Here is a 26,675-nt window from a genome sequence, read left to right as displayed (position 1 = left end):
CCCGTCACCACCGAAGCAACCGACACCTCATTAGAACAGTCTCAGGCAGGTCGAGATCAATGGAAACGGCCGCGAACCCGACAGGTTCGCGGCCGAAGGCCGTGTCAATACGCCGTCAGAGTGCCGGTGCCGGCCGTCCCATGCCCCGGTACTGCCAGCCCGCCCGCGCCCAGAGCACGGAGTCGAGGCAGTTCCGGCCGTCGATGACGCGCCGCTCGGCGACCAGCTCGCCGAGCACCTGCGGGTCGGCGTTGCGGAACTCGGCCCACTCGGTGAGCACGCAGACCAGCTCGGCGCCGGTGACCGCGTCGGACATCGAGCTCTCGTAGTGCAGGCCCGGCTGGGCGACGCGGGCGTTCTCCATGCCCTGCGGGTCGTAGACCCGGACATCCGCGCCGGCCTTGGCGAGCCCGGCCGCGACGGCCAGCGACGGCGCGTCGCGTACGTCGTCGGAGTTGGGCTTGAAGGCGGCGCCGAGCACCGCGATCCGGGTGCCGGACAGGTCCGGGCCGGCCGGCCCGGAGCGGCGGCCGAGCAGCTCGGCGGCGAGCTGGAGGACCTTGCTGCGGCGCCGCAGGTTGATCAGGTCGACCTCGTGCAGGAACCGGAGCGCCTCGCCGGCGCCGAGCTCCTGAGCGCGGGCCTGGAACGCGCGGATGTCCTTGGGCAGGCAGCCGCCGCCGAAGCCGACGCCGGCCTGGAGGAAGCGGTTGCCGATGCGCGGGTCGTAGCCGATCGCCCGGGCCAGCTGGGTGACGTCGCCGCCGGCCACCTCGCACACCTCGGCCATGGCGTTGATGAAGCTGATCTTGGTGGCGAGGAACGCGTTCGCGGCGACCTTGACCAGCTCCGCCGTGGCGAAGTCGGTGACCACCAGCGGCACCTCGCGGTCCTCGGTGGCGGCCAGGTCGAAGACGCCCTTGTGCGCGGCGTACAGCATGCCGTTGGCCCAGTCGGACTTCACGCCGACCACGATCCGGTTGGGCCGCAGCACGTCCTCGACGGCGAAGCCCTCCTGGAGGAACTCCGGCGACCAGGCCACCTCGATGCCCAGCTCGGGGTCCGTGTGCTTGGCGACGAGCTGCTCGATCCACTCGGCGGTGCCGACGGGGACGGTCGACTTGCCGACGATCAGGGCCCGGCGGGTGAGGTGCCGGGCGAGTTTTGTGACAGACGTCTCAACGTACGAGAGGTCGGCGCCCATCCCGTCCCCGCGCTGGGGTGTGCCGACGCAGATGAAATGCACGTCGGCGAAGTCGGCGACCTCCTGGTACGAGGTGGTGAAGCGCAACCGGCCCGAGGCGAGGTTGGACCGCAGCAGGTCGTCGAGCCCGGCCTCGTGGAACGGCATCTGCCCGGCGGCCAGCTTGGCGATCTTGGCCTCGTCGACGTCGAACCCGAGCACCTCGTACCCGAGCTCGGCGAAGCAGATGGCGTACGTCGCGCCGAGGTAGCCCGTGCCGAGGAAGGCCAGGCGGGGCCGGGCGGCACCGGACGGCGGCTCGACCTCGGGGAAGGCCGGCACGCTCTGATGGGTCGGGTACGGGATGGTCACGAGGAGAAACTCCACTCACACGGGGCGCCGGAGGGGGGCCTGCGCCGAAACGTGGCATTCACCTTCTCATGGCGGTGCACGCTCGATCCGTCCACCGTCCGCGGCGAAGGATAGTGCGCGTACCCTACGCGTCGGTAACATGGGACGGGAGCCGTAGAGGGAGGGCCACAGCCATGTCTGATTTCGACGTTTACCAGCTGCCGGAGGACCACGAGACCATCCGTGCGGCCGTACGCGAGGTCTGCGACGCGCGCGTGGCGCCGAACGCGGCGGAGGCGGACGAGAACGCCGAGTTCCCGAAGGCGTCCTACGACGCCCTGCGCTCCTCCGACTTCCACGCGCCGCACATCCCCGTCGAGTACGGCGGCGCCGGCGCGGACGCCCTGGCCACCGCCATCGTGATCGAGGAGGTCGCCCGCGCCTGCGCCAGCTCGTCGCTGATCCCGGCGGTCAACAAGCTCGGCACGATGCCGCTGATCCTGGCCGGCTCCGAGGAGCTCAAGCGCAAGTACCTGACCCCGGTCGCGGCGGGCGAGGGCATGTTCTCGTACTGCCTGTCGGAGCCGGAGGCCGGCAGCGACGCGGCCTCGATGACCACCCGCGCGGTCCGCGACGGCGACTACTGGGTGCTCAACGGCGTCAAGCGCTGGATCACCAACGCCGGCGTCTCGGAGTACTACACGGTCTTCGCGGTCACCGACCCCGGCGCCCGCTCGCGCGGCATCTCGGCGTTCGTGGTGGAGAAGTCCGACGAGGGCGTCAGCTTCGGCGCGCCGGAGAAGAAGCTGGGCATCAAGGGCAGCCCGACCTGCGAGGTCTACTTCGACAACGTCCGCATCCCGCTGGACCGGATGATCGGCGCCGAGGGCACCGGCTTCGCCACCGCGATGAAGACCCTGGACCACACCCGCGTCACGATCGCGGCGCAGGCGCTGGGCATCGCGCAGGGCGCGCTCGACTTCGCCAAGGGCTACGTCAAGGAGCGCACGCAGTTCGGCAAGCCGGTCGCGGACTTCCAGGGTGTGCAGTTCATGCTCGCCGACATGGGCATGAAGCTCGAGGCCGCCCGGCAGCTGACCTACGTTGCGGCGGGCAAGAGCGAGCGCGGCGACACGGACCTGACCTACTTCGGCGCGGCCGCGAAGTGCTTCGCCTCGGACGCCGCGATGGAGATCACCACGGACGCGGTCCAGCTCCTCGGCGGCTACGGCTACACCCGCGACTACCCGGTCGAGCGGATGATGCGCGACGCCAAGATCACGCAGATCTACGAGGGCACCAACCAGGTCCAGCGCATCGTGATGGCGCGGCAGCTCCTTAAGGACTGATCCGAAGACGTTTTAGCAGGTCGAAACGGTGCCGACTACCCAGTAGTCGGCACCGTTCCGTTCACGCGGCGGTCCGAGCAACATCCGTAGGATGACCGCATGAGCGCTGAGGCATTCGGCAGGTACCTTCCTGCCACCGTCACGCTCGATGACCTTGCGGCGATGAACACCGCCGACCGGTACGGCCATCGGTACGAGTTGAGTCCCGAGGGAGCGTTGTCGGTCATGCCGCCGGCAGATTCCGATCATGCCGCGATCGCCAGCCGACTGTTCGCCTGGCTTGTGCTGGCTGGTTGGCCGGCCGACCAGATCCTTCAGGCGGTGGGTGTCAAGCTCCCGGGCCCGAACGGTGACGGTGGCCGGATTTCTGACCTGACGCTCTGGTCCGCCCCGCAGGCCCGCAGCGTGTGGCTTCCGCTGACCGACCTGCTGCTGGCAGTCGAGATCGTCTCGCCCGGTTCGGCCGTGATGGACGAGGTCGTCAAGGTGCGGGAGTACGCCGCGGCCGGGATTCCGCGGTACTGGATGGTCGAGCGGGATGCCGCGCAGACGGTGACCTTGCATGTTCTCGGTGCGGATGGCGCCTATGAGGTCGCGGCGAAGATGCCGCTCGCCTGGTTGCTGCAGACGAAGCCCGCCGATCACCGCCTCGGCGGCTGACGAGCCGCCGCCGGGCGATCCGTGCGCAGCACCTCGACTCAGGGCTTGTCCGGGGTGGGTAGGGGGGTGGGGCGGGTGTCGTCGGCGGCCTCGTCGGCGGGGCGTTCGAGGTTGGTCACGGTCATCGCGCGGCGGTCCTGGGTGGGGCCGGTCGTGTCCGCCGCCGGTATGCCCAGCTGGGTCGTCGGGTCCGCGCCGGGATCGGGTCGCTCGGTGCCGGCGATCGACATCGGCTTGGTGTTCTCCTCGGTCTTCTCACCGGCCGGGCTCACGACGGTGGCCTCGCCCGGTGCCGGGATCGTCAGCAGCTGGGTGCGGTCCTCGGGCGGATCGACGGTGCCGGCCCGGATCACCTGCGTCTTCTCGCCGGAATCGGTGCTGTCGGCGCTCGCCGCGGGCACCCGCAGCACCTGCGTCGAGTCGCCGTCCGGAACGGCCGGCACCCGCAGCACCTGCGTCCGCTCACCGGAATCGGCGGCGGCCAGGTCCGGCGGCACCAGCCGGGTGGTCGCGTCGCCGTCCGGCCCGGCGGCCGCGCCCGCGACGTCGTGCGTCACGTCGTCCGAGCCGAGCACGTCGTGCGTGGCCTCGCCGGCCTCGGTGACAACCTCGGTCGGCTCGTCCGTGCCGGTGACGACCTCGGTCGGCTCCTCGGCCTCCGCGATGACCTCGGTCGGTCCGTCGCCGGTCCGGAGCAGCGTGGTCGCCTCGTCCTGCTGCGTCGGGGCGCCGAGCCGCATGACGGTGGTCTTCTCGTCGTCATCGTCCACCGCGACGGCCGGCGGCAGCGCGGTCGTCCGCTGCCCGCCCGCCGGGATCGTCACCGTCGGCTCCGCGGGCACGACGACCTGCGTGGCGTCCGCCGCCGGAGTCCACAACGGCGGCACGTGCGGCGGCATCTGCGGTGGCGGCATCTGCGGCATGCGCGGTACCTGGCGCTGCTGGGGGATCACCGACGTCGGTTCCGCGGCCATCGGCGTGCTGGCCACCCGGGCCGCGCCGCGTGCGCCGCCGATCGTCCCGATCAGCAGGATCTGCGGCGGCTCGTAGGCGCGCCACCGCCGTGCGCTCAGCGCCGTGCACAGCAGCGGCACGGCCAGCAGGACCGCCAGCCCGTACCCGGGCGTGCTGACGTCGAAGCCCTCCTTGGCCACGTTCGCCGGCCAGATCCCCGCGTAGGAGTCCGGTGCTATCCGGGCCCAGGCGCCGACGACCGCGAAGACCAGGCCCGCCAGCGCCGGGCCGGCCGGGGAGATCGGGGCGAAGAGCAGGATCGCGTACGCCGCGCCGGCGAGCAGGAGCAGCAGCACGCCGGAGAGCGACTCGATGCCGCCGTTGTCGCGCGCCCGGCCCGTCAGGTCCTGGTCGAAGCCGACACCGCACAAGATCCAGACCGCGGGGGCGAGTACAAGGGCATACATGATCGACCGTAGATGGCGCACGCCCGGCACCGTACCCGCCTGCGGCAATGCGCAGAAAGGGCCGCCGTACCGTAGCGGTCATGAGTGACCATCCCGTGGGACGGCTGACCTCGCACTCGCGGGTCACCCTCAGCCGAATAATGATCGCCACCGACGTAAATCTGTACGGCACGGTGCACGGCGGAGTCCTGATGAAGTTCGTCGACGACGTCGCCGGTGCGGCCGCGGCGCGGCACAGCGGCGGCACCGCGGTCACCGCCGCGATCGACGAGATCCTGTTCATGGAGCCGGTGCGGGTCGGCGACCTCGTGCACGCGTACGCGCAGGTGAACTGGACCGGGAGCACCTCGATGGAGGTCGGCGTCAAGCTGACCGCCGAGCGCTGGGACACCGCCGGCGGCGAGCCGCTGAAGGTGGCCACCGCGTACCTGGTCTTCGTCGGGGTGGATGTATCCGGGCATCCGCGGACGATCCCGCCCGTGTTGCCCGAATCGCCCGACGATCAGCGCCGCTTCCGCGAGGCGATCATCCGGCGGGAGCACCGGCTGGCCCGGCGGAAGGCGATCCAAGAGGCCCGGTCAACCCCGGTTGAATAACCGTTAGGGTGGCGGCATGACGACGGGCACGGTGCTGTGGACCCCGCCGGCGGACGTTCTCGAGACGTCCCGGATGGGGCGGTTCATGACCTGGCTGCGGACCGAGCGCGGCGTGGACGCGGCGGACTACGCCGAGCTGTGGCAGTGGTCCGTGACCGACCTCGAGGGCTTCTGGCGGGCGATCTGGGACTACTTCGAGGTCATCGCGCACACCGAGCCGACGGCGACGCTGCCCGACGCCGCGATGCCGGGCGCGCGGTGGTTCCCCGGCGCCACGCTCAACTACGCCGAGCACGTGCTGCGGATGCCGGGGCTCGGCGACGACGATCCGGTCGTCATCGCGTACTCGCAGACCCGCGAGCCGGTCACGCTCACCGCCCGGCAGCTTCGTGACCGGGTCCGGCGGGTCGCCGCCGGCCTGCGCCGGCTCGGCGTCGGGCCCGGCGACCGGGTCGCGGCCTACGCGCCCAACATCCCCGAGACGTACGTGCTCATGCTGGCGACGGCCGCCCTCGGCGCGGTGTTCTCGTCGTGTGCGCCGGAGTTCGGCTCGCGCAGCGTCATCGACCGCTGGACCCAGATCGAGCCCAAGGTCCTGGTCGCGGTCGACGGCTACCGCTACGGGGACAAGGCGGTCGACCGCCGCGAGGAGGTCGCCGCGATCCGGGCGGCTCTGCCCAGCGTCGAGCACCTGATCACGATCGGCTACCTCAACGGCGGCGGTGACTGGGACGGCCTCGACGGCGACGAGCCGATGACGTTCGCGCCGGTCCCGTTCGCGCACCCCCTCTACGTGCTCTACTCCTCCGGCACGACGGGCCTGCCGAAGCCGATCGTGCACGGGCACGGGGGCATCCTGCTCGAACACCTGAAGATGCTCGCGCTGCACCACGACCTCGGCCCGGGCGACCGGTTCTTCTGGTTCACCACCACCGGCTGGATGATGTGGAACTTCCTGGCCTCCGGCCCGGCGGTCGGCGCGGCGATCGTGCTCTTCGACGGCCACCCCGGCCACCCGGGCCTCGACGCGACGTGGCGGCTCGCCGCGGACGCGGGGGTCACCTACTTCGGCACGTCGGCGCCGTTCCTGATGGCCTGCCGCAAGGCCGGCGTGGTCCCGCCGGCGGGAGCGATCCGCGCCGTCGGCTCGACCGGCGCGCCGCTGCCGCCGGAGGGTTTCCGCTGGGTCTACGAGGTTCTCGGTGACGCGCCGCAGCTTCAGTCGCTGTCCGGCGGCACCGACGTCTGCACCGGCTTCGTCGGCGGCACCCCGCTGCTGCCGGTGATCGAGGGCGTCATCTCGTGCCGGGCGCTGGGCTCGCGGGTGGAGGCGTACGACCCGGAGGGCAAGCCCGTCATCGGCGAGCTCGGCGAGCTGGTCATCACCGCGCCGATGCCGAGCATGCCGGTCGGCTTCTGGAACGACCCGGACGGCCGGCGCTACTTCGAGGCCTACTTCGACGTGTACCCGGGCGTGTGGCGGCACGGCGACTGGATCACCATCGGCGAGGACGGCAGCTGCGTCATCACCGGTCGTTCCGACGCCACCCTGAACCGGGGCGGGGTGCGGCTGGGCACCGCCGAGTTCTACTCGGTGGTCGAGGGTGTCGCCGACATCGCCGACTCCGTCGTCGTGCACCTCGACGCCGACGGCCAGGACGAGCTGCTGCTCTTCGTGGTCCTGGCCGAGGGCGTCGAGCTCGACGACGAGCTGCGCGGCCGGATCCGCGCAGAGCTGCGTGCCGCGCTCTCGCCGCGGCACGTCCCCGACGAGATCCATCAGGTACGCGCGGTGCCGCGCACGCTGTCGGCCAAGAAGCTGGAGGTGCCGGTGAAGCGGATCCTCACCGGCACCCCTGCGGACCGGGCCGCGGCGCGGGGTGCCCTGGCCAATCCCGAGTCGCTTACCGCGTTCGAGGAGCTCGCCGCGTCACGTGAGGCGGTGCGTGACCCGCTCTGACTCGGCGCGACTCTCCACCTTGGCCGGATCGAGGTTGGCGCACAGCACGATGCTCGCGCCGGCGATCAGTGGCGCCAGCAGCCAGTCCGCCGGGTCCGGGTAGGCGCCGGCGTCGACAAGCACCCGATCGCCGGACTTGATGCCCAGCTCGGTGGCGCGCTCGGCGGCGGCCCGGCACACCGAGAGGTGGCTCTCCTCGATCGGGCCGGCCAGCGCCCGGTCGTTGGGGTCGACGGGTGCCGAGGAGACGAACCGGTCGCCGAAGCCGCGCACCTCGACCGTGTAGTCGAGGAAGCCCGGCGGCACCTCGCGCAGCGGGGCGGCGAGCGGCAGCAGGCCCGTCGCGTAGCGGTCGCCGGTGGCCCAGTCCGCCGCCGTCCCGGCCCGTTCCGGGCTGGTGAAGAGCACCTCCACCGGCTGCGGGTCCGGGCCGAGGTCCGCGGCGAGGCCGGCCGCCCAGGCGCCGAGCAGCACCGCCGCGGTCTGCCAGTGCGCCGGCAGCAGGACCGCCACCGCGTCGCCGGAGCCGAGGCCGACCCCGTCGACGAGCAGGTTGGCGGTCTTGGCGACCCAGTTGTCGATCGTCGCGCCGGACAGTTCGGTTCGGTCCCCGCTGGCGTCGTCGTACCAGGTCAGCACGGGGGTGGTCAGGTCGCGCCGCACGGCCGCCGCGAGGGCGGCCGGAATCGTCTCAATCATCGCTGACGACGATAGTCTGTTTACTGTCCGTGACGAGATGATCTCGGGTCGGCACGGCCGCGCGGAGCGCGGACAACGGCGCGATGTCTTGAGGTGTCGCGGTCGACACGGGACCCATCGAGCGGCGTACCCTTGCCAGTGGTCTGGCCCACTGCCCCCGAGGAGTTGCTACGTGACCGCCGGTCGTCCGCCACGAGTCCTCGTCGACGCCACGAGCGTCCCCGCCGACCGGGGTGGTGTCGGCAGATACGTCGACGGACTCCTGGGCGCGCTCGGCGCCATCGGGCCCGACCGCCTGGACCTCGCCGTGGTGGCGCAGCGTTCGGATGCGGAGCGTTACTCCAGGATGCTCACCTCCGCCGAGGTCATCGCCGGTCCGTCGGCGGTCGCGCACCGGCCCGCGCGCCTGGCCTGGGAGCAGACCGGCCTGCCGCTGCTGGCCCAGCAGGTCGGCGCCAAGGTGCTGCACTCGCCGTTCTACACGTGTCCGCTGCGGGCGGGATGCCCGGTCACGGTGACGGTGCACGACGCGACCTTCTTCACCGAGCCGGAGCATTACGACAACACGCGGCGCACGTTCTTCCGCAGCGCGATCAAGACGTCGCTGCGCCGCGCCGCCCGGGTCATCGTGCCGAGCAAGGCGACCCGCGACGAGCTGATCCGGCTGCTCGACGCGGACCCCACGCACATCGACGTGGCCTACCACGGCGTCGACCAGACGGCGTTCCACGCGCCGACCGAGGAGGAGAAGGCCCGGGTCCGTGCCCGGCTCGGCCTCACCGACGCGGGCTATGTCGCGTTCCTCGGCGCGAAGGAGCCCCGCAAGAACGTCCCGAACCTGATCCGCGGCTGGGCCCGCGCGGTGGGCGACTGGCCGCACCCGCCGGCGCTCGTCATCGCCGGTGGCCAGGGCCACGACGACGACATCGACCGGGCGGTGGCCGAGGTGCCGTCGCACCTGCGCCTGCTGCGCCCCGGCTACCTGCGCTACGCGGACCTGCCCGGCTTCCTCGGCGGCGCGCTGGTGGCCTGCTATCCGTCCTTCGGCGAGGGTTTCGGCCTGCCGATCCTCGAGGCGATGGCGTGCGCCACGCCGGTGCTGACCACGCCGCGGCTGTCGCTGCCGGAGGTGGGCGGCGACGCGGTGGCATACACCACCGAGGACCCGGACCGCATCGCCGAGGACCTCGCCGACCTGCTGCACGACGAGCCGCGCCGGCTCACGCTGGCGAAGGCGGGCTTCGACCGCGCCAAGGAATTCAGCTGGACGACAAGTGCCGAGATGCACGTCGCGACCTGGAACAGGGTGGCACCGTGAGGGGTTCGACTCCCGAGTCCATGATTGATCGTTACACTGCGTGCGCATGAGTGAGAACCCGGGAACCCTGTACGCCGTAATTCCCGCAGGTGGCAGTGGTACCCGTCTATGGCCGCTGTCCCGGGCCGGTCACCCCAAGTTCCTTCATCCGTTGACCGGCACCGCGGCGTCGCTGCTACAGGCGACCGTCACCCGGCTCGCCCCGCTGACCGAGCCGAGCCACGTCCTGATCGTCACCGGGGTCGCGCACGCGGCCGCGGTGGCCCGCCAGCTGACCGCGCTGCCGGAGGAGAACATCGTCGTCGAGCCGTCGCCGCGCGACTCCTGCGCGGCGATCGCCCTGGCCGCCGCGGTGATCGCCCGGCGCGATCCTGAGGCGATCATGGGCGCGTTCGCGGCCGACCACCTCATCTCCGACGACGACCGTTTCCTCGGCGTGATCCGTCAGGCGATGGCCGGGGCCCGGCAGGGCCTGCTGATGACGCTGGGCATCTCCCCGACCCGCCCGGAGACCGGCTACGGCTACCTCCAGTGCGGCGGCCCGGTCCTCGGCGCGGACGGCGTGCTCGCGGTCGAGGAGTTCAAGGAGAAGCCCACCTACGACGTGGCCGAGAGCTACGTGAAGTCCGGCAACTACCTGTGGAACGCGGGCATGTTCGTCTGGCGTGTCGACGTCTTCCTGGCGGAGCTGGCGCGCCAGCAGCCGCAGCTGCACGCCGGCATCGCCCGGATCGCGCAGGCCTGGGACACACCGTCCCGCGAGGAGGTGCTCGGCGAGGTCTGGCAGACCCTGCCCCGCATCTCGGTCGACTACGCGGTGATGGAGGGCGCGTCCGCGGTCGGCCGGGTCGGCACGGTTCCCGGCGACTTCGGCTGGAACGACGTCGGCGACTTCCACACCCTCGGCGAGGTGCTTGCCGCGGACGGCGCGGGCAACGTGGTGGTCGGCCACGACATGTCGGCCCGCCCGGACGTGCTGCTGCGCGAGACGGAGAACCTCGTCGTGGTCCCGAACTCCGGCCGCCTGGTGGCCGCGCTCGGCGTCCGCGACCTGGTCATCGTGGACACCCCGGACGCGGTCCTGGTGTGCCCGCGCGACCGCGCCCAGGAGGTCAAGTCCCTGGTGGACGAGCTCAAGGAGAAGGGCGACCTGCACTACATCTGACGGGCCGCGTCACAGCCGGGCGAAGGCGGGCGCCAGCTGCTGCACCACGCCGCCGGCCAGGGGCGTCGGCAGCGCGTCCGCCGTGAACCACGCCAGGTCCGCCGACTCGTCGCTGATCCGCTCGACCGCGCCGGCCGGGCAGACGGCGAGGAACCGCACGTCGAAGTGGTGCGACGGCCCGGCCGGCGCGCCGTCGCCCGGCGCGCAGCGCACGGCGTGGATGTCGACGTCGATCGGGTCCGGGTCGAGCCGCAGGCCGGGGATGCCGGACTCCTCGCCGGCCTCGCGCAGCGCGGCCTCCGCGAGGGTGTCGTCGCCGGGCTCGCAGTGCCCGCCGACCTGCATCCACATCCCGAGCCGACCGTGCAGGCACAGCAGCACCCGGCGCCGCTCGTCGACGATGAGGGCGCTGGCGGTCACGTGCCCGGCCCGGTGCGCGCGGGTCAGCGCGACCGGCCCGGCGCCGAGCAGTTCGAGGGTCCGCTTCCGGGCCAGGTCGGCGGCCTCCGAGGTGGCCCGCCAGCGGCCCAGCGTGTCCACGGCGTTTTGCAGCAGGGTCACGCCGGCGTCTCCCCGCCGATGGTGACGGTGGCGCCGGCATCCGTGTAGGCGACGGCCGACGACAGTCCCTCGGCGGCCAGGGCCGCGCGCAGCCGGTGCAGGTCGGCGCCGAAGCGCATGAGCGCGGCCGCCGTCGCCGCCGGGGGAGCACACGTCAACACGCCGGGCTGGCCGGCGTCGATCAGGGTCCCCTCGGCGATCACGCCGGCCACCAGGGCCCGCGCCCGCGCCACCGCGGCAGCCCGGTCGGCGGTAGTGCCGGTCGTGCCGGTCGGCAGCGTCGCCGCCGCGCGCAGCCCGTCGGCCCGCGCCTCCGCCGTGCCGAGGGAGAACATGTCGCTGGCCGCGTCCCGCAGCAGGGCGACGGCGCCGGGCGTTCCGGCCGTGCCCGCGCCCGGGTAGCCGCGGACCACCGCGACCGGCACCTGGTCGCACTTGCCCTTGACCAGCTCGCCGGCCGCCGCCAACTCGTCGATCACGGCCATCTGGGTGAGCTCGAGCTCGTTGCCGTACGGGTCGATCTCGCCGCGGTGGTCGCGGAACGGCTCGATGCCCGCCGCGCCGAGCGCGACGTCGGTGAGGCCGTTGCGCCATGCCCGGCCCATGGTGTCCGACACGATCACGCCGACCCGCAGGCCGCGCGCCGCCAGCGCCGCGTGCAGCGCCCGGGCCGAGGCGTCCGGGTCCGCCGGGAGCAGCACCAGGTGGGTCTTGTCGACGTTCGACGCGTCGATGCCCGCCGCCGCCATCACGAAGCCCTGGTGGGTCTGCACGATCGCGGTCGGCCCGCGCCGGGCCACCACCCGCCGGGTCTGCGAGGCCAGGGCCGCCTCGCGCGCCGCCTCGCGCTCCGGGCCGTCCGCCGGGACCTCGACCAGCCGGCCCTCGGCCTTCGACACGATCTTGCTGGTGACGACCAGGACGTCGCCGTCGCGCAGCCAGGGCGCGTTCGTGGTGATCAGGGCGGCCAGGTCGTCGCCCGCGGTCACGTCGCCGATGCCGCGCACCGGCAGGACCTCGAGGCCGTCGATCAACGCGCCACCTCCGCGAGCTCCAGCGCGTGTGCCACCATCGCCGCGGTCGCGTCCTCGTCCGTCATCCAGAGCGGCACGGCCCGGGTCGTCACCCCGGGCACCTCGGTCGCCTCGTCCGCGGTGTCGACCAGCCAGCCGTCCAGCAGGCCGCCCTCGCGGCGGGCGCCGTAGAGCCCGGCGACCCCGGCCGCGCTCACCTCGGCGCCGAGCGTCGCCAGGCAGCGGTCGGCCATCCCGCGCACCGGTGCGCCGCCGATGATCGGCGAAACCCCGACGACCGGCGCCGGGCCGTTCTGGACGGCCTCCTTGAGCGCCTGTACGGCCAGGATCGGCGCGATGCTCACCACCGGGTTGCTCGGCGCCACCAGCACCACGTCGGCGGCGGAGATCGCCTCCAGGACGCCCGCGGCCGGCTTGGCGGTCTCCGCGCCGACGAAGACGAACCGGTGCGTCGGCACCTCGCCGCGGTGGCGCACCCACCACTCCTGGAAGTGGATCGCCTTGCGCTCGCCCTCGACGTCCGCTACCACGTGGGTCTCCAGCCGGTCGTCGCTGGCCGGGAGCATGGTGATGCCCGGCTGCCACCGGTCGCACAGCGCGGCGGTGACCGCCGACAGCGGGTAACCGGCGTTCAGCATCGTCGTGCGTACGAGATGGGTGGCGATGTCCTTGTCGCCCAGGCCGAACCAGGTCGGCTCGGCGCCGTACCGGGTCAGCTCCTCCTTGATCGCCCAGGTCTCGCCGACGCGGCCCCAGCCGCGTTCCGGGTCGGCCGCGCCGCCCAGCGTGTACATGACGCTGTCGAGGTCGGGGCAGATCCGCAGGCCGTGCATCCGCACGTCATCGCCGACATTCACCACCGCTGTCACCTCGGCGCCGTTGCGCCGCGCATGTGCGCGCACGCCCATCAGGAACCGGGCGCCGCCGATCCCTCCGGTAAGGACCACGATCCGCATTCGGCCATCCTTGCGCACCGCGACCGGATTCGTGGCCGGTGGGTACCGGGTGTGACGTGTGTATCGGGTCTAGGCTGAGCCGACCCGCCCATATCCGAAGCGTCAGGAGTCCAGCCGTGACCAGCACACCGTCGCCGCAGCCGCCGGGGCGACCGGTCCTCGAGGTGATCCGGCCACTGCGTGACCTCGCCGCGTACGCCCTGGTGGGCGCCCCTGCGGTCTGGCTATTCGTGGCGATGATCCGCCTCATCCCGTCCGGGGTCGGTCAGGACTTCCTCACCCGGACACAGAACGCCTTCTACAGCTTCGTCAACATCGAGCACGTCGTGCTGCCGCTCGCGGCGGTGCTGCTGGCGACCCTGGTCCAGCCGGTGCACAAGCACGCCAAGCTGATCACGATCGTCGCGCTGGTGGAGTACGCGGTGGCGGGCTTCTTCGCCATCCTCTTCGGCTTCCTGATCGCCCTGGTGCGGCTGGTGGACTGGAGCGTCCGGGTGGCGTTCGAGGAGTTCCTGGTCCGTGCGGCGTGGCTGGCGGTCTTCGCCGCCGCGGCGTACGCGGTGTTCCTGATCTGGCGCAACCTCTACTACACGCCGAGGCCGAAGGCCCAGCCCGGCGTCTACGGCCAGCCGCCGCAGAACTGGCAGCCGCACCAGCCGTACGGCCAGCCCGGTTACGGCCAGCCCGGTCAGCCGCCGGCCGGCCCGACCCAGCCGGTGCAGACCCAGCCCGCGCACGGCCAGCCCGGCTACGGCCAGCCGGACTACGGCCAGCCCGGTTACGGCCAGCCGGGCTACGGTCAGCCGGGCTACGGTCAGCCCGGTTACGGTCAGCCCAACCCGGGTCAGCCGCAGCCCGGCCAGTGGGGTCAGCCGCAGACCCAGCCGGCCTGGGGAGCGCCGCAGGAGGCCGCGCCCTCGTCGGCGCCGCCGACCCAGCCCGTCTCGGCGCAGCCGGCCTCCGGCGGTGCCCCGCCCGGGCCGTTCGCGCCGCAGCCGGGCCACCCGCAGGGGCCCGGCGCCTACGGCCCGCCGTCCTACCCGCCGCCGGGCGGCCCCGGCGACCCGACGCAGGCGATGCCGCACCGCGACGCGGAGGACGACCGCACCCAGATCGTGGGCGAGGAGTACCCGCCCCGCCAGTGATCGACCCGCCGACGGGCGCCCCCGGCCGGGGGCGCCCGCCGATCGTGTTCCACGCCACTGCGGCTACCAGGACGCCTCGAGCGCGGCCGGCCTTTTTCCGGCCTAGGCTGCACGGGTGGCAGATGTGACTGAGGCCAGCGTCCGACGCGCTCTCAAGCGCGCCTCCGACGGCAAGGCGGTCGATGCCGACGAGGCGACGGCCCTGCTCGCGGCCGAAGGGCCGCTCCTCGACGAGTTGCTGGCGATCGCCGGCGGGGTGCGGGACGCGGGCCTGCGGGAGGCCGGCCGGCCCGGCGTCGTCACGTACTCGAAGAAGGTCTTCATACCGCTGACCCGGCTCTGCCGGGACCGCTGCCACTACTGCACGTTCGCGACCGTGCCGCACCGGCTGCCTGCGGCGTTCCTGGAGCGCGACGAGGTGCTGGCGATCGCCCGGGAGGGCGCCGCGCAGGGCTGCAAGGAGGCCCTGTTCACGCTCGGCGACCGGCCCGAGGAGCGCTGGCCGGCGGCCCGGCAGTGGCTGGACGAGCGCGGCTACGACTCGACCCTTGACTACGTGCGGGCCTGCGCCATCGCCGTCCTCGAGGAGACGGGCCTGCTGCCGCACCTGAACCCGGGCGTAATGAGCTGGGCCGAGTTGCAGCGGCTCAAGCCGGTGGCGCCGAGCATGGGCATGATGCTGGAGACGACGGCGACCCGGCTCTGGTCGGAGCCGGGCGCGCCGCACTACGGCTCGCCCGACAAGGAGCCCGCGGTCCGGCTGCGGGTGCTGGACGACGCCGGCCGCGTCGGCGTCCCGTTCACCACCGGCATCCTGATCGGCATCGGCGAGACGCCCGCCGAGCGGGTCGATGCGATCTTCGCGATGCGCCACACGGCCCGCGAGTTCGGCCACATCCAGGAAGTCATCATCCAGAACTTCCGCGCCAAGCCGGACACGGCCATGCGCGGCATGCCGGACGCCGAGCTCCGCGAGCTCGCCGCCACGGTGGCGGTCGCCCGGATCATCCTTGGCCCGCGCGCCCGGATACAGGCGCCGCCGAACCTGATCGCGGGGGAGTTCGCCCTGCTGCTGCGCGCGGGCATCGACGACTGGGGCGGCGTCTCCCCGGTGACGCCCGACCACGTCAACCCCGAGCGCCCGTGGCCGCAGATCGAGGCGCTGCGGCAGCACTCGGCGCGGGCCGGCTTCGAGCTCCGCGAGCGCCTGACCATCTACCCCGAGTACGTCCGCAGGGGCGAGAACTGGCTGGACCCGCGGCTGGCCGCGCACGTGGCCGCGCTCGCCGACCCGGCGACCGGCCTGGCCCGCGAGGAGGCCGTGCCCGTCGGGCTGCCGTGGCAGGAGCCGGACGACGCCTACGCGGCCGGTGGCCGGACCGACCTGTTCGCCGCCATCGACACCGAGGGCCGCACGAGTGACCGCCGCGGCGACTTCGACAGCGTCTACGGCGACTGGGACGAGGTGGCGTCGCACGTCTCCGCGGAGGCGGTGGCCGCCGGGCAGGGCGCGGTGGTGCCGCGCGTGGAGTCCGACGTGCTTGCGGGCCTGAGGCTGGCCGCCGAGGACCCGGGCGCGCTGCTCGACCCGGCGCACGAGGACAAGGCCATGGCCCTGTTCAACGCCGACGGCTCCGCGCTGGACGAGCTCGTCCGCCTCGCCGACGACCTGCGCCGGGAGGTAAACGGCGACGACGTCACCTATGTGGTGAACCGGAACATCAACTTCTCGAACGTCTGCTACGTGGGCTGCCGGTTCTGCGCGTTCGCGCAGCGCGAGAAGGACGCCGACGCGTACCGGCTCTCGGTCGAGCAGGTGGCCGACCGGGCCGAGGAGGCGTGGAAGGACGGCGCCACCGAGGTCTGCATGCAGGGCGGCATCGACCCGAAGATGCCGGTCACCGCGTACGCGGACCTGGCCCGGGCCGTGAAGCGCCGGGTGCCCGGCATGCACGTGCACGCGTTCTCGCCGATGGAGATCGTCACCGGCGCGGCCAAGGCGGGCGTCTCGGTGCGCGACTGGCTCACCGAGCTGCGCGAGGCCGGCCTCGACACCATCCCCGGCACCGCCGCCGAGATCCTCGACGACGACGTGCGCTGGGTGCTCACCAAGGGCAAGCTGCCCGCGTCGGCGTGGATCGACGTGGTGACCACGGCGCATCAGGTCGGCATCCGCTCCAGCTCGACGATGATGTACGGCCACGTCGACCACCCACGCCAGTGGCTGGGCCACTTCCGGGTGCTTGCCGGTATCCAGGACGTGACCGGCGGCTTCACCGAGTTCGTCGCGCTGCCGTTCATCCACACCAACGCGCCGATCTACCTGGCCGGGATCGCCCGGCCGGGCCCGACCTGGCGGGAGAACCGGGTCGTGCACGCGATGGCGCGGATCTTGCTGCACGGCCGGATCGGCAACATCCAGTGCTCCTGGGTGAAGCTGGGTGACGAGGGCACCACCGCGATGCTCAACGGCGGCTGCAACGACCTGGGCGGCACGCTGATGGAGGAGACCATTTCGCGGATGGCCGGGTCCGAGCACGGCTCCGCCCGTACGGTCGCGCAGCTGAAGGAACTGGCCGCCGCCGCGGGGCGTCCCGCCGCCGAGCGCACGACCGTGTATGGCCGCCGGTAGTCATCAGGTCACAAAATGGGGTAATTTGGACTCGACGCGCCGACCTCGCGTTACCTTCCGGTGGCCCTGAGAGATAGGGCTGGAACGGGACCACGAGGCGGCGACGGAGCCTCGAGGAAACGGGCCTATTTATCAGGTTCGGCTTGACGACGCACGTCTTACACGCGTGTAATTTCGGTGGGGTTGTGGGAATGGCGGGTCGCGAACCGTCACTTTCCGCAAGAAACACGCCGCGTGCGTGGGGGGTCAGCGCAGGCATCGCTGCCGGCGCGGAAAAGGAGGCACGCCGATGGAAGCGCAGGTTGAAGGGGTAGACCTGCTCGGGGACGCGCCCGAGTGGCAGGAACGGGCGCTGTGCTCGCAGACCGATCCAGAGGCTTTCTTTCCGGAGAAAGGCGGTTCGACCCGCGAGGCGAAGCGGATCTGTGGCCGCTGCGACGTCAAGGCCGAGTGCCTGGAATACGCGCTGGGACATGACGAGCGCTTCGGCATCTGGGGCGGTCTGAGCGAACGCGAGCGGCGCAAGCTGAAGCGGCGGGTCGCCTGACCGGATTACTCCTGCTGACGCCGGGGGGTCGTCTCAGGAAAGTTCGTCAGGATCCACGCCGAGCAGGTTGGCTACCTGCTCGATGATCACATCGTGAACGAGGTCGGCGAGGTCCTCGCGGTCCATCGCCCGGAACTCCAGCGGCCGCCGGTACAGCACGATCCGCGGCGGCAGCTCCTGGCGTCCCGGACGACCCGGCAGCAGCCGGGCCAGGGGCACCTCGCCGTCCTCGAGCACATCCGAGTCGTAGACGTTCAGGTCCGGCGGCACGTCCTCGACGGCGAACTCGACGCCCGCCAGCTCCTTGGCGTAGCGCCGCTCGAGGCTCTCGACGGTGTCCAGGACCAGGTCGTCGAAGATCTCGGCCTTGGTGCGGGCGAGCGGCACCGTCGCCGGCACCAGGCGGCCGCGGAGCCCACGCCCGTGCCGGTCACGACGGGCGGGTCGCCCGGGTCCGGCGGCGCGGGCGGACCGGCCGGGATCCGAGCCGGACCGGCGGCGGTCGGGGCTGGTAGTCACGCCAGCCAGCCTAGCCCGCGCGGGGCGCCGGAGTCGGTCAGGCCGTGCCGGGCGCGTTTCCTCCGGGGAATTCGTCCCATTGGGACGGCGTGTCGGTGCGCCATGTCAAAATCGTGATGGATGGTGGGTCGGCGTGTCGCGGCTGTGCGCAGCCGCGGGGAGATAACGTGCCGCCGTGAGGTCACCACGGCGTTGCTCCCGGAACGGCTGTCCACGACAGGCGGTCGCCACGCTGACCTACGTCTACAGCGATTCGACCGCCGTCGTCGGGCCGCTGGCCGCGTTCGCCGAGCCGCACACCTATGACCTCTGCGAGCCGCACGCCCGCAGCCTGACCGCGCCCCGCGGCTGGGAACTGGTGCGTCACGACGGCGACTTCGCCCCGCCCCCGCCCACCACGGACGACCTGGTCGCCCTGGCCGACGCGGTCCGCGAGGCCGCCCGCCCGGCGCCGCCGCCGCGCCCGGAGGGTCACGACCATCTGCCCGGCCACCAGACCGGCCGCCGCGGACACCTGCGGGTCATCCCGCCCTCGCACTGAGCCCTCAGGGCAGCGCGACCAGCCGGTAGCGGCCCTTGAGCCAGGGGAGAAGCTGCTCGTAAGCGGCGATCGTCTCCGGCTGCCCGTAGTCGTGCGAGAGCACGATCGCGCCCTTGTGCACGTGCTTCTTCACCGAGCGGACGACCTTCGCCCGGTGCGCCGCGCCCGACTCGCCGCCCGGATGCTCCCAGTCCCGCGGGTCGACCTGCCAGTAGATCGACTTCATGCCGAGCCGGGCGCCGGCCGCGACGAAGGCGCCGGTGAAGTTCCCGCCGGGCGCCCGCACGTACCTGATCTGCGCGCCGGGCGCCGCCGCGCGGATGGCGTCGTTTGTGCGCCGCAGGTCCGCCTCGATCACGGCTGCCTTGCGCTTACCGAGAGTCAGGCTGTGCCGCCAGGTGTGGTTACAGAGGGTGTGGCCCTCGGCGACGATCCGCCGGACCAGGTCGGGGTGCGCCGCGGCGTTGCGCCCCACCAGGCAGAAGGTCGCCTTGACCCCGTGCCGGCGCAGCAGGTCGAGCATCCGCGGTGTCTGCACCGGGTCGGGGCCGTCGTCGAAGCTCAGCGCGACCCCGGCGTCGCCGGTCCTCATCAGGCTGTCGGCCGGCCCGCGCACGGTGCCCGCGGCCGGCCGCGTCCGGGCCGGCTTCTTCCGCACCGGAACGGCCGGCCGGGTGCGGGACGTCGCGGCGGGAGAGGCCGAGGGCGAAGCAGCCGGCGACGTGGACGTCGCGACTCCGACCTGGACGGGTGCGCCCTCTCTCGCGGGACCGCAGCCGGACAGGGCGGCCAGCGCGAGCCCGATCACCAACATCACGCGGGTACGCATAAGGCACGAACTCCGTCCGAGGGGTACAAACGAGGACGGGATAAATATGGTCCCGCGAACCCCCGGAAACATCGATCACCCGCAGGCGTGGCACTGATCGGGGAGACGAAAAAGCGGCGGCCCCCGATCGGGGACCGCCGCACAGTTCCGGACCTAAAGGTCCACTCCGGTCAGCACCATGACGCGGGGCTCGGTGTAGTCGTCCATCGCGCTCGCCAGGCCCTCGCGGCCGACGCCGCTGCCCTTCATCCCGCCGTACGGCATCTGATCCGCCCGGTACGACGGGACGTCGCCGACGATGACGCCGCCGACCTTCAGCTCCCGGTGCGCCGCGAACGCCGTCTGGATGTTGTGGGTGAACACCCCGGCCTGTAGCCCGTACGCCGAATCGTTTATCGCCGCGAAGCCGGCGGCGTCGTCGCCGACCTCCGAGACCACCAGCACCGGGCCGAAGACCTCCTCGGCGACCACCTTGGCGCCCGGTGGCACGTCCGTGAGGATCGTCGGTGCGTAGGTCGCGCCCTCGCGCTTGCCGCCCGCGACAACGGTGGCGCCGGCCGCCACCGCCTCCTGCACCCAGTCCTCGACCCGCCGCGCCGCGTCCTCGCTGATCATCGGGCCGACCTCGACCTCCGGGTCGTTCGGGTCGCCGGTGCGCAGCGCCGAGACCGCGTCGATCAGGCGGGGCAGGAAGCCGGTCAGCCCGGCGTGCACGTACACCCGCTGGACCGCGATGCAGCTCTGCCCGGCCTGGTAGGTGCCGAACGTCGCCACCCGCTGCGCCGCCCAGCCCAGGTCCGCGTCGCTGCCGTAGTCCGCGCAGAGCAGCACGGCCGCGTTGCCGCCGAGCTCGAGCGTCACGTGCTTCTCCGGCACCGCGCGGCGGATCTGCGCGCCGACCGGCCCGGACCCGGTGAACGACACGATCGGCAGCCGCGGGTCCGCCACCAGCGCCGCCGCCCGCTCGTTCGGGACCGGCAGCACCGAGAACATGCCGGCCGGCAGGTCCGTCTCGGCCAGGAGTTCGCCCAGCAGCAGGGCGGTCAGTGGGGTCGCCGGCGCGGGCTTGAGCACGATCGGCGCGCCGACCGCGATCGCCGGGGCGATCTTGTGCGCGACCAGGTTCAGCGGGAAGTTGAACGGGGAGATGCCCAGCACCGGGCCGCGCGGCACGCGCTTGACCACGGCGATCCGGCCCGTGCCGCCGGGGTCGGTGTCGAGCCGCTGTAGGTCGCCGGCGAACCGGCGTGCCTCCTCGGCCGCCCAGCGGAACACCGACCGGGCCCGGTCGGCCTCGATCCGCGCCCACTTCAGCGGCTTGCCGTTCTCGGCCGTGATCAGCGCGGCGATCTCCTCGCGGCGCTCGCCCAGGCGGGCCGAGACGTGGTCGAGGGCCGCCGCGCGGACGTGCGCGGGCAGGGCCGCGGCCCGGTCGGCGACCTCGGCCGCCGCCGCGACGGCGGCCTCGACCTGCTGCTCGCCGGCCCAGGTGGTACGCCCGACCACCCGGCCGTCGTACGGGTGCGTCACCGTCACCTCGTCGTCGCCGTGCACCGCAACGCCGGCGACATAGAACGCTGTCGTGTCCACCACCGCAGCCTATGCCGCCTGTCCCGGGGCGCCACCGGCGAACGGACGGTTGTCGCCGGGCGTGTTGCAGGACACGATGGACGGGACTGGAGGTGCGCATGTCGAACCCGTGGCTCGCACTCACCCTCGGCGACGACCCCACCGAACACATCAGCCAGGTGGGCCGGGCACACGAACGTTTCCTGACGGGTGAGCAGGCCGTGACGCAGGTCCGGCCGGTCGTGGCCGACTCCTGGCGGCGCTCCGCGGGCGCGCTGGTCAGCCCGGACGGCACCGCGCCCATCGACCTGAGCGACGGCGAGCTCGAGGCGTACCGTGCGGCGCATCCGCTGGCCCGGGTGCTGCCGATCTTCCGGGACCTGCTCGGCGGGCTCGCCGACGACGGCGGGCACCTGATGGCGGTCTGCGACGCGCACGGCCGGCTGCTCTGGGTCGAGGGCGCCGCGGGGGTCCTGCGCGGCGCCGAGTCGATGAACTTCGTGCCGGGCGCCCGCTGGGACGAGGCGCACGCCGGCACCAACGCGCCCGGCACGGCCCTGGCCGTCGATCACCCGTTGCAGATCTTCGCCACCGAGCACTTCACCCGCGGCGTGCAGCGCTGGACCTGCGCGGCCGCGCCGATCCACGATCCCGCGACCGGGCGGCTGCTCGGCGCCATCGACGTCACCGGCGGCGACCACCTGGCCAACCCGCACAGCCTCGCGCTGGTCCGGGCCACCGCGCTCGCGGCCGAGGCGTACCTGAGCGCGAACCTGCCGGAGCCGGTGACGGGCACCGCGACCGTCTCGGTGTCCGGGCGCGAGGAGGCCATCCTGTCGGTGAGCGGCCGGCGGCTGCGGCTCGGGCGCCGGCACTCCGAACTGCTGGTCCTGCTGCTGGTGCACCCGGAGGGCCGGACGGGAGATCAGCTCGGCTTCGACCTGTACGCCGGCGATCTCAATCCGGTGACCGTCCGCGCGGAGCTCTCCCGGCTGCGCCGGATCCTCGGACCCGAGCTGCTCGACTCGCGGCCGTACCGGCTGCGCGGGAACATCGAGGCGGACTTCCTGACCGTGACGCGGCTGCTGGAGCGCGGCCGGGTCGCCGACGCGCTCGAGGCGTACGCGGGCCCGCTGCTGCCCTCCTCGGACGCGCCCGGCATCGTCCGGCTGCGCCGGCTGATCGACTCCCGGCTGCGGGCGGCGGTGCTGACCGGCGGCGACCCGCGGCTGATACTGGCCTTCCTCAGTGCGCCCTGGGGCGCCGACGACCTGGAGATGTGGGAGGCGTACGCGACCGCGCTGCCGCCCGGCTCGCCGGCCCGCCCGCTGGCCATGAACCGGGTCGCCCAGCTGGCGGCCGAGTACGGCCTCACCCTGGCCGGGCGGACCGCCCGTAGCCTCCGTGCAACGTCTGTGCAACGTCCCCGTATCTAGCGTCCTCCATATCCGCGTCGCCCAATGTCGGGCGGCGGCCCAGGTATGGAGGACCCCCCGTGACCATCTACTCCCCACCCGGATCAGACGGCGCGATCGTCAGCTACGAGTCGCGGTACGACCACTGGATCGGCGGCGAATACGTGCCGCCCGCCGAGGGCCGGTACTTCGAGAACCCCTCACCGGTCAACGGACAGAACTTCTGCGAGATCGCCCGCGGCACCGCCGCCGACGTCGAGCGGGCCCTTGACGCGGCGCACGCCGCGGCCGACGCCTGGGGCCGCACCTCGGTTGCCGAGCGCGCCAACATCCTCAACAAGATCGCCGACCGGATGGAGGCCAACCTCGAGAAGCTGGCCGTCGCCGAGACCTGGGAGAACGGCAAGCCGGTCCGCGAGACGATGGCCGCCGACCTCCCGCTGGCGATCGACCACTTCCGCTACTTCGCCGGCGCGCTGCGCGCGCAGGAGGGCACCCTCGGCGAGATCGACGACGACACCATCGCCTACCACTTCCACGAGCCGCTCGGCGTCGTCGCGCAGATCATCCCCTGGAACTTCCCGATCCTGATGGCGGTCTGGAAGCTCGCGCCCGCGCTGGCCGCCGGCAACGCCGTCGTGCTCAAGCCGGCCGAGCAGACCCCGGCGTCGATCCACCTGTGGATGTCGCTCGTCGCCGACCTGCTGCCGCCGGGCGTCGTCAACATCGTGAACGGCTTCGGCGTCGAGGCCGGCAAGCCGCTGGCGTCCTCGAAGCGGGTCGCCAAGGTGGCGTTCACCGGCGAGACCACCACCGGCCGTCTGATCATGCAGTACGCCTCCGAGAACATCATCCCGGTGACGCTGGAGCTCGGCGGCAAGAGCCCGAACATCTTCTTCGACGACGTCAGCGCCGCCGACGACGACTTCATGGACAAGGCGCTCGAGGGCTTCACGATGTTCGCCCTGAACCAGGGTGAGGTCTGCACCTGTCCGTCCCGGGCGCTGATCCAGCGCGGCCACTACTCCGACTTCCTGGCCGCGGGCGTCAAGCGCGTGGAGAACCTGAAGCAGGGCAACCCCCTGGACACCGACACCCAGGTCGGCGCGCAGGCCTCCAACGACCAGCTCGAGAAGATCCTGTCCTACTACGACATCGGCCGGCAGGAGGGCGCCAAGGTCCTCATCGGCGGGTCCCGCGCCGACCTCGGCGGCGACCTGTCCGGCGGCTACTACGTGCAGCCGACCATCTTCGAGGGCGCCAACTCGATGCGGATCTTCCAGGAGGAGATCTTCGGCCCGGTGGTCTCGGTGACCTCGTTCTCCGACTACGCCGACGCCATCAAGATCGCCAACGACACCCTGTACGGCCTCGGCGCCGGCCTGTGGACACGCGACATGAACACGGCGTACCGGGCGGGCCGGGAGATCAAGGCCGGCCGGGTCTGGACGAACTGCTACCACCTCTACCCGGCGCACGCCGCGTTCGGCGGTTACAAGCAGTCCGGCATCGGCCGGGAGAACCACAAGATGATGCTCGACCACTACCAGCAGACGAAGAACCTGCTGGTCAGCTACTCGCCCAAGGCCATGGGCTTCTTCTAGGCCATGGGCGCCCGAGTAGACGTGACCCCCGCCGCGGCCGAACTGATGCGGTCGCTGCGGGGGCAGCACGGCCCGCTGATGTTCCACCAGTCCGGCGGCTGCTGCGACGGCAGCTCCCCGATGTGTTACCTCGAGGGGGAGTTCCGCACCGGATCGAGCGATGTGCTGCTCGAGGAGCTGCGAATCGACGGCGTGGACGAACCGATCTCCTTCTGGATGAGCACCTCGCAGTTCGAGGCCTGGAAGCACACCCACCTCACGGTGGACGTGGTGCCGGGCCGCGGCAGCGGCTTCAGTCTGGAGGCGCCCGAGGGGGTGCGCTTCCTGATCCGCAGCCGCGTGCTCACACCCGAGGAGCTGGCGGCGCTCGCGTCGTGAGCCCGGGCCGGCCGCGGGGGACGGAAAACCACCCCGCGGTCGGCCCGCGGCTGCGCTAGCGTCTGCGCCCGTGACCGGTTCCCCGCGTACGGAGGCAGAGGCCCTCGCCATCCAGGACGCCCTGCGTCCACAGGTGATCGACGCACCCGGCCCGTCCGACCCGGCGACGGTCGCGGGCCTGGACGTGGCCTACCACGAGGACGGTGAGCGGCTCGCCGCGGCGATCGTGGTGCTCGACGCGCGGACACACGCGGTCCTCGACAGCGCGGTGGTGCACGGCCGCCCGGCCTTCCCGTACGTGCCCGGGCTGTTCGCCTTCCGGGAGGTGCCGACACTGCTGGAGGCGCTGGACCGGCTCCGCGTCCGGCCGGAGGTGCTGATCTGCGACGGGCACGGGCTGGCGCATCCGCGCCGGTTCGGGCTCGCCTGCCACCTCGGCGTGCTGACCGGCCTGCCGTCGTTCGGCGTCGGCAAGACGCCGCTGGTCGGTGCGTGGGAGCCGGTGGGCGAGCGGCGCGGCGCCCGATCGGAGCTGGTCGACGGCGGCGAGGTGGTCGGCGCGGTGCTGCGGACCCGGGACGCGGTGAAGCCCGTCTTCGTCTCGGTGGGGCACCGGATCAACCTCGGCACCGCGTGCGGGCTGACGCTCGCCCTGACGCCGCGGTTCCGGCTGCCGGAGACCACCCGGGCGGCGGACCGGGCCTGTCGCGACGCTCTGGCCGGCGGACCCCGAGGTGTAACGGTCCCGAGACGGTGACGCCGCGTCGTTGGGACCGTTTGGTTACCGACGCTCCGTTACGCTCGGCGAGTCTGAATTGCCGTGCCGAGGAGTGAGCGTTGACTGATCTGTCCCAGCTGGTCAAGGCGTACGACGTCCGTGGCGTCGTGCCGGAGCAGCTCAACGAGACGGTGGCCCGCGCGCTGGGTACGGCCTTCGTGGAGATGCTCCGGGAGTCCGGCGACGAGGCCGAACGGATCGTGATCGCCCACGACATGCGCGAGACCGGTCCCGCGCTGGTCGCCGCGTTCGCCGCCGGCGCCAACTCGGCCGGCTCGGTCGTCGTGCACATCGGGCTCGGCTCGACCGACCAGCTCTACTACGCCTCGGGCGTGCTGGGGCTGCCCGGCGCGATGTTCACCGCCAGTCACAACCCGGCGCAGTACAACGGCATCAAGCTGTGCCGCGCGGGCGCCCGGCCGGTCGGCCAGGACAGCGGCCTGGTCATCGTCCGCCAGCGCGCCGAGGAGCTGCTCGACGACCTCGACGCGGTGGGCGAGGTGCCGTCGGCCATCGAGCACCGCGACCTGCTGGCCGACTACGCCGGGCACCTGCGCTCGCTTGTCGACCTCTCGGGCATCCGCCCGCTCAAGGTCGTGGTCGACGCCGGCAACGGGATGGGCGGCCACACCGTTCCGGCCGTGCTCGGCGACCAGGTGCTGCCGGCGCTGCCGCTGGAGATCGTGCCGCTCTACTTCGAGCTCGACGGCTCGTTCCCGAACCACGAGGCCAACCCGCTCGACCCGGCCAACCTGGTCGACCTGCAGGCCGCGGTCCGCCGGCACGGCGCCGACCTGGGTCTCGCGTTCGACGGCGACGCCGACCGCTGCTTCGTCGTCGACGAGAAGGGCGACCCGGTCTCGCCGTCGGCGGTCACCGCGCTGGTGGCGAAGCGGGAGCTGGCCAAGTTCCCCGGCAGCACGATCATCCACAACCTGATCACCTCCGCCGCGGTTCCAGAGATCATCAAGGAGAACGGCGGCGTGCCCGTGCGCAGCCGGGTCGGCCACTCGTTCATCAAGGCCGAGATGGCCCGGACGAACGCCGTCTTCGGCGGCGAGCACTCGGCCCACTACTACTTCCGCGACTTCTGGTTCGCCGACACCGGCATGCTCGCCGCGCTGCACGTCCTGGCGGCGCTCGGCGAGCAGGAGCAGCCGCTGTCGGCGTTCGCGGCGGAGTTCGAGCGCTACTCCGCGTCCGGCGAGATCAACTCCAAGGTCGCCGACGCGGCCGCGAAGGTGGCCGAGGTGCGTGCCGCGTTCCCGGACGCCACATTCGACAACCTGGACGGCATGACCGCGGAGCTCGCCGACGGCTCCTGGTTCAACCTGCGCGCGTCGAACACCGAGCCGCTGCTGCGTCTCAACGTCGAGGCGGCCAAGCCGGACCGCATGGCGGCACTCCGCGACGAGGTGCTCTCCATCGTTCGCGGTTAGGATCATCTGGATCCACGACCCTGTCC

General features: G+C 72.4%; 24 protein-coding genes. 15 read left to right on the top strand and 9 right to left on the bottom strand.

The features are described from left to right. Positions 1 to 115: 115 nt before the first annotated feature. Complete coding sequence (locus BJ971_RS34465; RefSeq protein WP_184997478.1) at positions 116 to 1,555, bottom strand: UDP-glucose dehydrogenase family protein; 1,440 nt, start codon at positions 1,553 to 1,555, stop codon at positions 116 to 118. A 173-nt stretch (positions 1,556 to 1,728) separates the two neighbouring features. On the opposite strand from BJ971_RS34465, the gene BJ971_RS34460 reads away from it, so the two are divergent. Together BJ971_RS34460 and BJ971_RS34455 are read left to right on the top strand one after the other, a co-directional pair. Next, positions 1,729 to 2,883, top strand: a complete 1,155-nt coding sequence (locus BJ971_RS34460; RefSeq protein ID WP_184997477.1) for an acyl-CoA dehydrogenase family protein — start codon at positions 1,729 to 1,731, stop codon at positions 2,881 to 2,883. Positions 2,884 to 2,982: 99 nt separating this feature from the next. Continuing rightward, the gene (locus tag BJ971_RS34455) at positions 2,983 to 3,543 is read left to right on the top strand and encodes a Uma2 family endonuclease (protein WP_184997476.1); all 561 of its coding nucleotides are present in this window, start codon (positions 2,983 to 2,985) and stop codon (positions 3,541 to 3,543) included. 38 nt (positions 3,544 to 3,581) lie between these two features. On the opposite strand, the gene BJ971_RS34450 is transcribed toward BJ971_RS34455, so the two are convergent. Continuing rightward, positions 3,582 to 4,964, bottom strand: coding sequence for a hypothetical protein (locus BJ971_RS34450; protein ID WP_184997475.1), 1,383 nt, complete (start codon positions 4,962 to 4,964; stop codon positions 3,582 to 3,584). Positions 4,965 to 5,044: 80 nt separating this feature from the next. Here BJ971_RS34450 and BJ971_RS34445 point away from each other — a divergent pair, with 80 nt between their 5' ends. Together BJ971_RS34445 and BJ971_RS34440 are read left to right on the top strand one after the other, a co-directional pair. Then, positions 5,045 to 5,560 carry an acyl-CoA thioesterase gene (locus BJ971_RS34445; RefSeq protein ID WP_184997474.1) on the top strand — a complete coding sequence of 172 codons (516 nt, stop codon included), beginning with the start codon at positions 5,045 to 5,047 and terminating at the stop codon, positions 5,558 to 5,560. A gap of 16 nt (positions 5,561 to 5,576) precedes the next feature. After that, positions 5,577 to 7,520, top strand: a complete 1,944-nt coding sequence (locus tag BJ971_RS34440) for an acetoacetate--CoA ligase (RefSeq protein WP_184997473.1) — start codon at positions 5,577 to 5,579, stop codon at positions 7,518 to 7,520. Here BJ971_RS34440 and BJ971_RS34435 read toward each other — a convergent pair. Beyond that, a complete protein-coding gene (locus BJ971_RS34435) occupies positions 7,491 to 8,219 on the bottom strand; it encodes a TIGR03089 family protein (protein ID WP_184997472.1) in 729 nt (242 codons plus the stop codon). The genes BJ971_RS34440 and BJ971_RS34435 overlap by 30 nt on opposite strands. Positions 8,220 to 8,391: 172 nt before the next feature. Between BJ971_RS34435 and BJ971_RS34430 the strand changes: the two genes are divergently transcribed. Continuing rightward, a complete protein-coding gene (locus BJ971_RS34430; protein ID WP_184997471.1) occupies positions 8,392 to 9,537 on the top strand; it encodes a glycosyltransferase family 4 protein in 1,146 nt (381 codons plus the stop codon). Positions 9,538 to 9,583: 46 nt separating this feature from the next. Beyond that, positions 9,584 to 10,702 carry a mannose-1-phosphate guanylyltransferase gene (locus tag BJ971_RS34425; RefSeq protein ID WP_184997470.1) on the top strand — a complete coding sequence of 373 codons (1,119 nt, stop codon included), beginning with the start codon at positions 9,584 to 9,586 and terminating at the stop codon, positions 10,700 to 10,702. Positions 10,703 to 10,711: 9 nt separating this feature from the next. On the opposite strand, the gene BJ971_RS34420 is transcribed toward BJ971_RS34425, so the two are convergent. The 3 genes from BJ971_RS34420 to cofD are packed head-to-tail and all read right to left on the bottom strand — an operon-like array spanning position 10,712 to position 13,253. Then, entirely contained in the window at positions 10,712 to 11,263 is a 552-nt protein-coding gene (locus BJ971_RS34420; protein ID WP_184997469.1) for an NUDIX hydrolase, read from the bottom strand. Then, a complete protein-coding gene (locus BJ971_RS34415; protein ID WP_184997468.1) occupies positions 11,260 to 12,297 on the bottom strand; it encodes a coenzyme F420-0:L-glutamate ligase in 1,038 nt (345 codons plus the stop codon). Before BJ971_RS34415 ends, BJ971_RS34420 begins: the two co-directional genes overlap by 4 nt. After that, positions 12,294 to 13,253: a 2-phospho-L-lactate transferase gene (gene cofD / locus BJ971_RS34410; RefSeq protein ID WP_184997467.1), complete on the bottom strand. Its 960-nt coding sequence runs from the start codon at positions 13,251 to 13,253 to the stop codon at positions 12,294 to 12,296. The genes BJ971_RS34415 and cofD overlap by 4 nt, the downstream gene beginning before the upstream one ends. A 116-nt stretch (positions 13,254 to 13,369) precedes the next feature. On the opposite strand from cofD, the gene BJ971_RS34405 reads away from it, so the two are divergent. From BJ971_RS34405 to BJ971_RS34395, 3 genes are all read left to right on the top strand, one after another. Further along, complete coding sequence (locus BJ971_RS34405; RefSeq protein WP_184997466.1) at positions 13,370 to 14,398, top strand: hypothetical protein; 1,029 nt, start codon at positions 13,370 to 13,372, stop codon at positions 14,396 to 14,398. A 115-nt stretch (positions 14,399 to 14,513) separates the two neighbouring features. Continuing rightward, the gene (locus tag BJ971_RS34400) at positions 14,514 to 17,030 is read left to right on the top strand and encodes a bifunctional FO biosynthesis protein CofGH (protein WP_184997465.1); all 2,517 of its coding nucleotides are present in this window, start codon (positions 14,514 to 14,516) and stop codon (positions 17,028 to 17,030) included. Positions 17,031 to 17,319: 289 nt separating this feature from the next. Continuing rightward, positions 17,320 to 17,577 (top strand): WhiB family transcriptional regulator, encoded by a 258-nt coding sequence (locus BJ971_RS34395; RefSeq protein WP_015619224.1) that lies wholly within the window; start codon positions 17,320 to 17,322, stop codon positions 17,575 to 17,577. Positions 17,578 to 17,610: 33 nt separating this feature from the next. Here BJ971_RS34395 and BJ971_RS34390 read toward each other — a convergent pair whose 3' ends face one another. Beyond that, a complete protein-coding gene (locus BJ971_RS34390; protein WP_377885551.1) occupies positions 17,611 to 18,096 on the bottom strand; it encodes a metallopeptidase family protein in 486 nt (161 codons plus the stop codon). A 175-nt stretch (positions 18,097 to 18,271) separates the two neighbouring features. Between BJ971_RS34390 and BJ971_RS34385 the strand changes: the two genes are divergently transcribed. Continuing rightward, positions 18,272 to 18,637, top strand: a complete 366-nt coding sequence (locus BJ971_RS34385; protein WP_184997464.1) for a DUF3499 domain-containing protein — start codon at positions 18,272 to 18,274, stop codon at positions 18,635 to 18,637. 4 nt (positions 18,638 to 18,641) lie between these two features. On the opposite strand, the gene BJ971_RS34380 is transcribed toward BJ971_RS34385, so the two are convergent. Next, on the bottom strand, positions 18,642 to 19,451 hold the full coding sequence (locus tag BJ971_RS34380; RefSeq protein WP_239087627.1) for a polysaccharide deacetylase family protein: 810 nt from the start codon (positions 19,449 to 19,451) through the stop codon (positions 18,642 to 18,644). A gap of 168 nt (positions 19,452 to 19,619) precedes the next feature. Then, entirely contained in the window at positions 19,620 to 21,056 is a 1,437-nt protein-coding gene (locus tag BJ971_RS34375) for an aldehyde dehydrogenase family protein (RefSeq protein WP_184997463.1), read from the bottom strand. Positions 21,057 to 21,154: 98 nt separating this feature from the next. On the opposite strand from BJ971_RS34375, the gene BJ971_RS34370 reads away from it, so the two are divergent. From BJ971_RS34370 to BJ971_RS34350, 5 genes are all read left to right on the top strand, one after another. Beyond that, entirely contained in the window at positions 21,155 to 22,471 is a 1,317-nt protein-coding gene (locus tag BJ971_RS34370; protein ID WP_184997462.1) for a GAF domain-containing protein, read from the top strand. Between the two features lie 59 nt (positions 22,472 to 22,530). Further along, complete coding sequence (gene adh / locus BJ971_RS34365; RefSeq protein ID WP_184997461.1) at positions 22,531 to 24,054, top strand: aldehyde dehydrogenase; 1,524 nt, start codon at positions 22,531 to 22,533, stop codon at positions 24,052 to 24,054. A 3-nt stretch (positions 24,055 to 24,057) separates the two neighbouring features. Next, a complete protein-coding gene (locus BJ971_RS34360; RefSeq protein ID WP_184997460.1) occupies positions 24,058 to 24,432 on the top strand; it encodes a DUF779 domain-containing protein in 375 nt (124 codons plus the stop codon). Positions 24,433 to 24,502: 70 nt separating this feature from the next. After that, positions 24,503 to 25,189, top strand: coding sequence for an endonuclease V (locus BJ971_RS34355; RefSeq protein WP_184997459.1), 687 nt, complete (start codon positions 24,503 to 24,505; stop codon positions 25,187 to 25,189). A gap of 80 nt (positions 25,190 to 25,269) precedes the next feature. Continuing rightward, complete coding sequence (locus BJ971_RS34350; protein ID WP_184997458.1) at positions 25,270 to 26,649, top strand: phosphomannomutase/phosphoglucomutase; 1,380 nt, start codon at positions 25,270 to 25,272, stop codon at positions 26,647 to 26,649. Positions 26,650 to 26,675: the final 26 nt, after the last annotated feature.

The organism is Amorphoplanes digitatis, from assembly GCF_014205335.1.
GTDB classification, from domain to species: Bacteria; Actinomycetota; Actinomycetes; order Mycobacteriales; family Micromonosporaceae; genus Actinoplanes; species Actinoplanes digitatus.
Note: the sequence above shows the minus strand (reverse complement) of the source record. Positions and strands in the feature narration are given on the sequence as shown.

What these genes read in the sequence shown, in the direction of transcription:
- BJ971_RS34460 (WP_184997477.1), top strand. Translation starts at nt 1,729, where the DNA reads ATGTCTGATTTCGACGTTTACCAGCTGCCGGAGGACCACGAGACCATC.
- BJ971_RS34455 (WP_184997476.1), top strand. Translation starts at nt 2,983, where the DNA reads ATGAGCGCTGAGGCATTCGGCAGGTACCTTCCTGCCACCGTCACGCTC.
- BJ971_RS34450 (WP_184997475.1), bottom strand. Translation starts at nt 4,964, where the DNA reads ATGTATGCCCTTGTACTCGCCCCCGCGGTCTGGATCTTGTGCGGTGTC.
- BJ971_RS34445 (WP_184997474.1), top strand. Translation starts at nt 5,045, where the DNA reads ATGAGTGACCATCCCGTGGGACGGCTGACCTCGCACTCGCGGGTCACC.
- BJ971_RS34440 (WP_184997473.1), top strand. Translation starts at nt 5,577, where the DNA reads ATGACGACGGGCACGGTGCTGTGGACCCCGCCGGCGGACGTTCTCGAG.
- BJ971_RS34435 (WP_184997472.1), bottom strand. Translation starts at nt 8,219, where the DNA reads ATGATTGAGACGATTCCGGCCGCCCTCGCGGCGGCCGTGCGGCGCGAC.
- BJ971_RS34425 (WP_184997470.1), top strand. Translation starts at nt 9,584, where the DNA reads ATGAGTGAGAACCCGGGAACCCTGTACGCCGTAATTCCCGCAGGTGGC.
- cofD (WP_184997467.1), bottom strand. Translation starts at nt 13,253, where the DNA reads ATGCGGATCGTGGTCCTTACCGGAGGGATCGGCGGCGCCCGGTTCCTG.
- BJ971_RS34395 (WP_015619224.1), top strand. Translation starts at nt 17,320, where the DNA reads ATGGAAGCGCAGGTTGAAGGGGTAGACCTGCTCGGGGACGCGCCCGAG.
- BJ971_RS34380 (WP_239087627.1), bottom strand. Translation starts at nt 19,451, where the DNA reads ATGTTGGTGATCGGGCTCGCGCTGGCCGCCCTGTCCGGCTGCGGTCCC.
- BJ971_RS34370 (WP_184997462.1), top strand. Translation starts at nt 21,155, where the DNA reads ATGTCGAACCCGTGGCTCGCACTCACCCTCGGCGACGACCCCACCGAA.
- BJ971_RS34360 (WP_184997460.1), top strand. Translation starts at nt 24,058, where the DNA reads ATGGGCGCCCGAGTAGACGTGACCCCCGCCGCGGCCGAACTGATGCGG.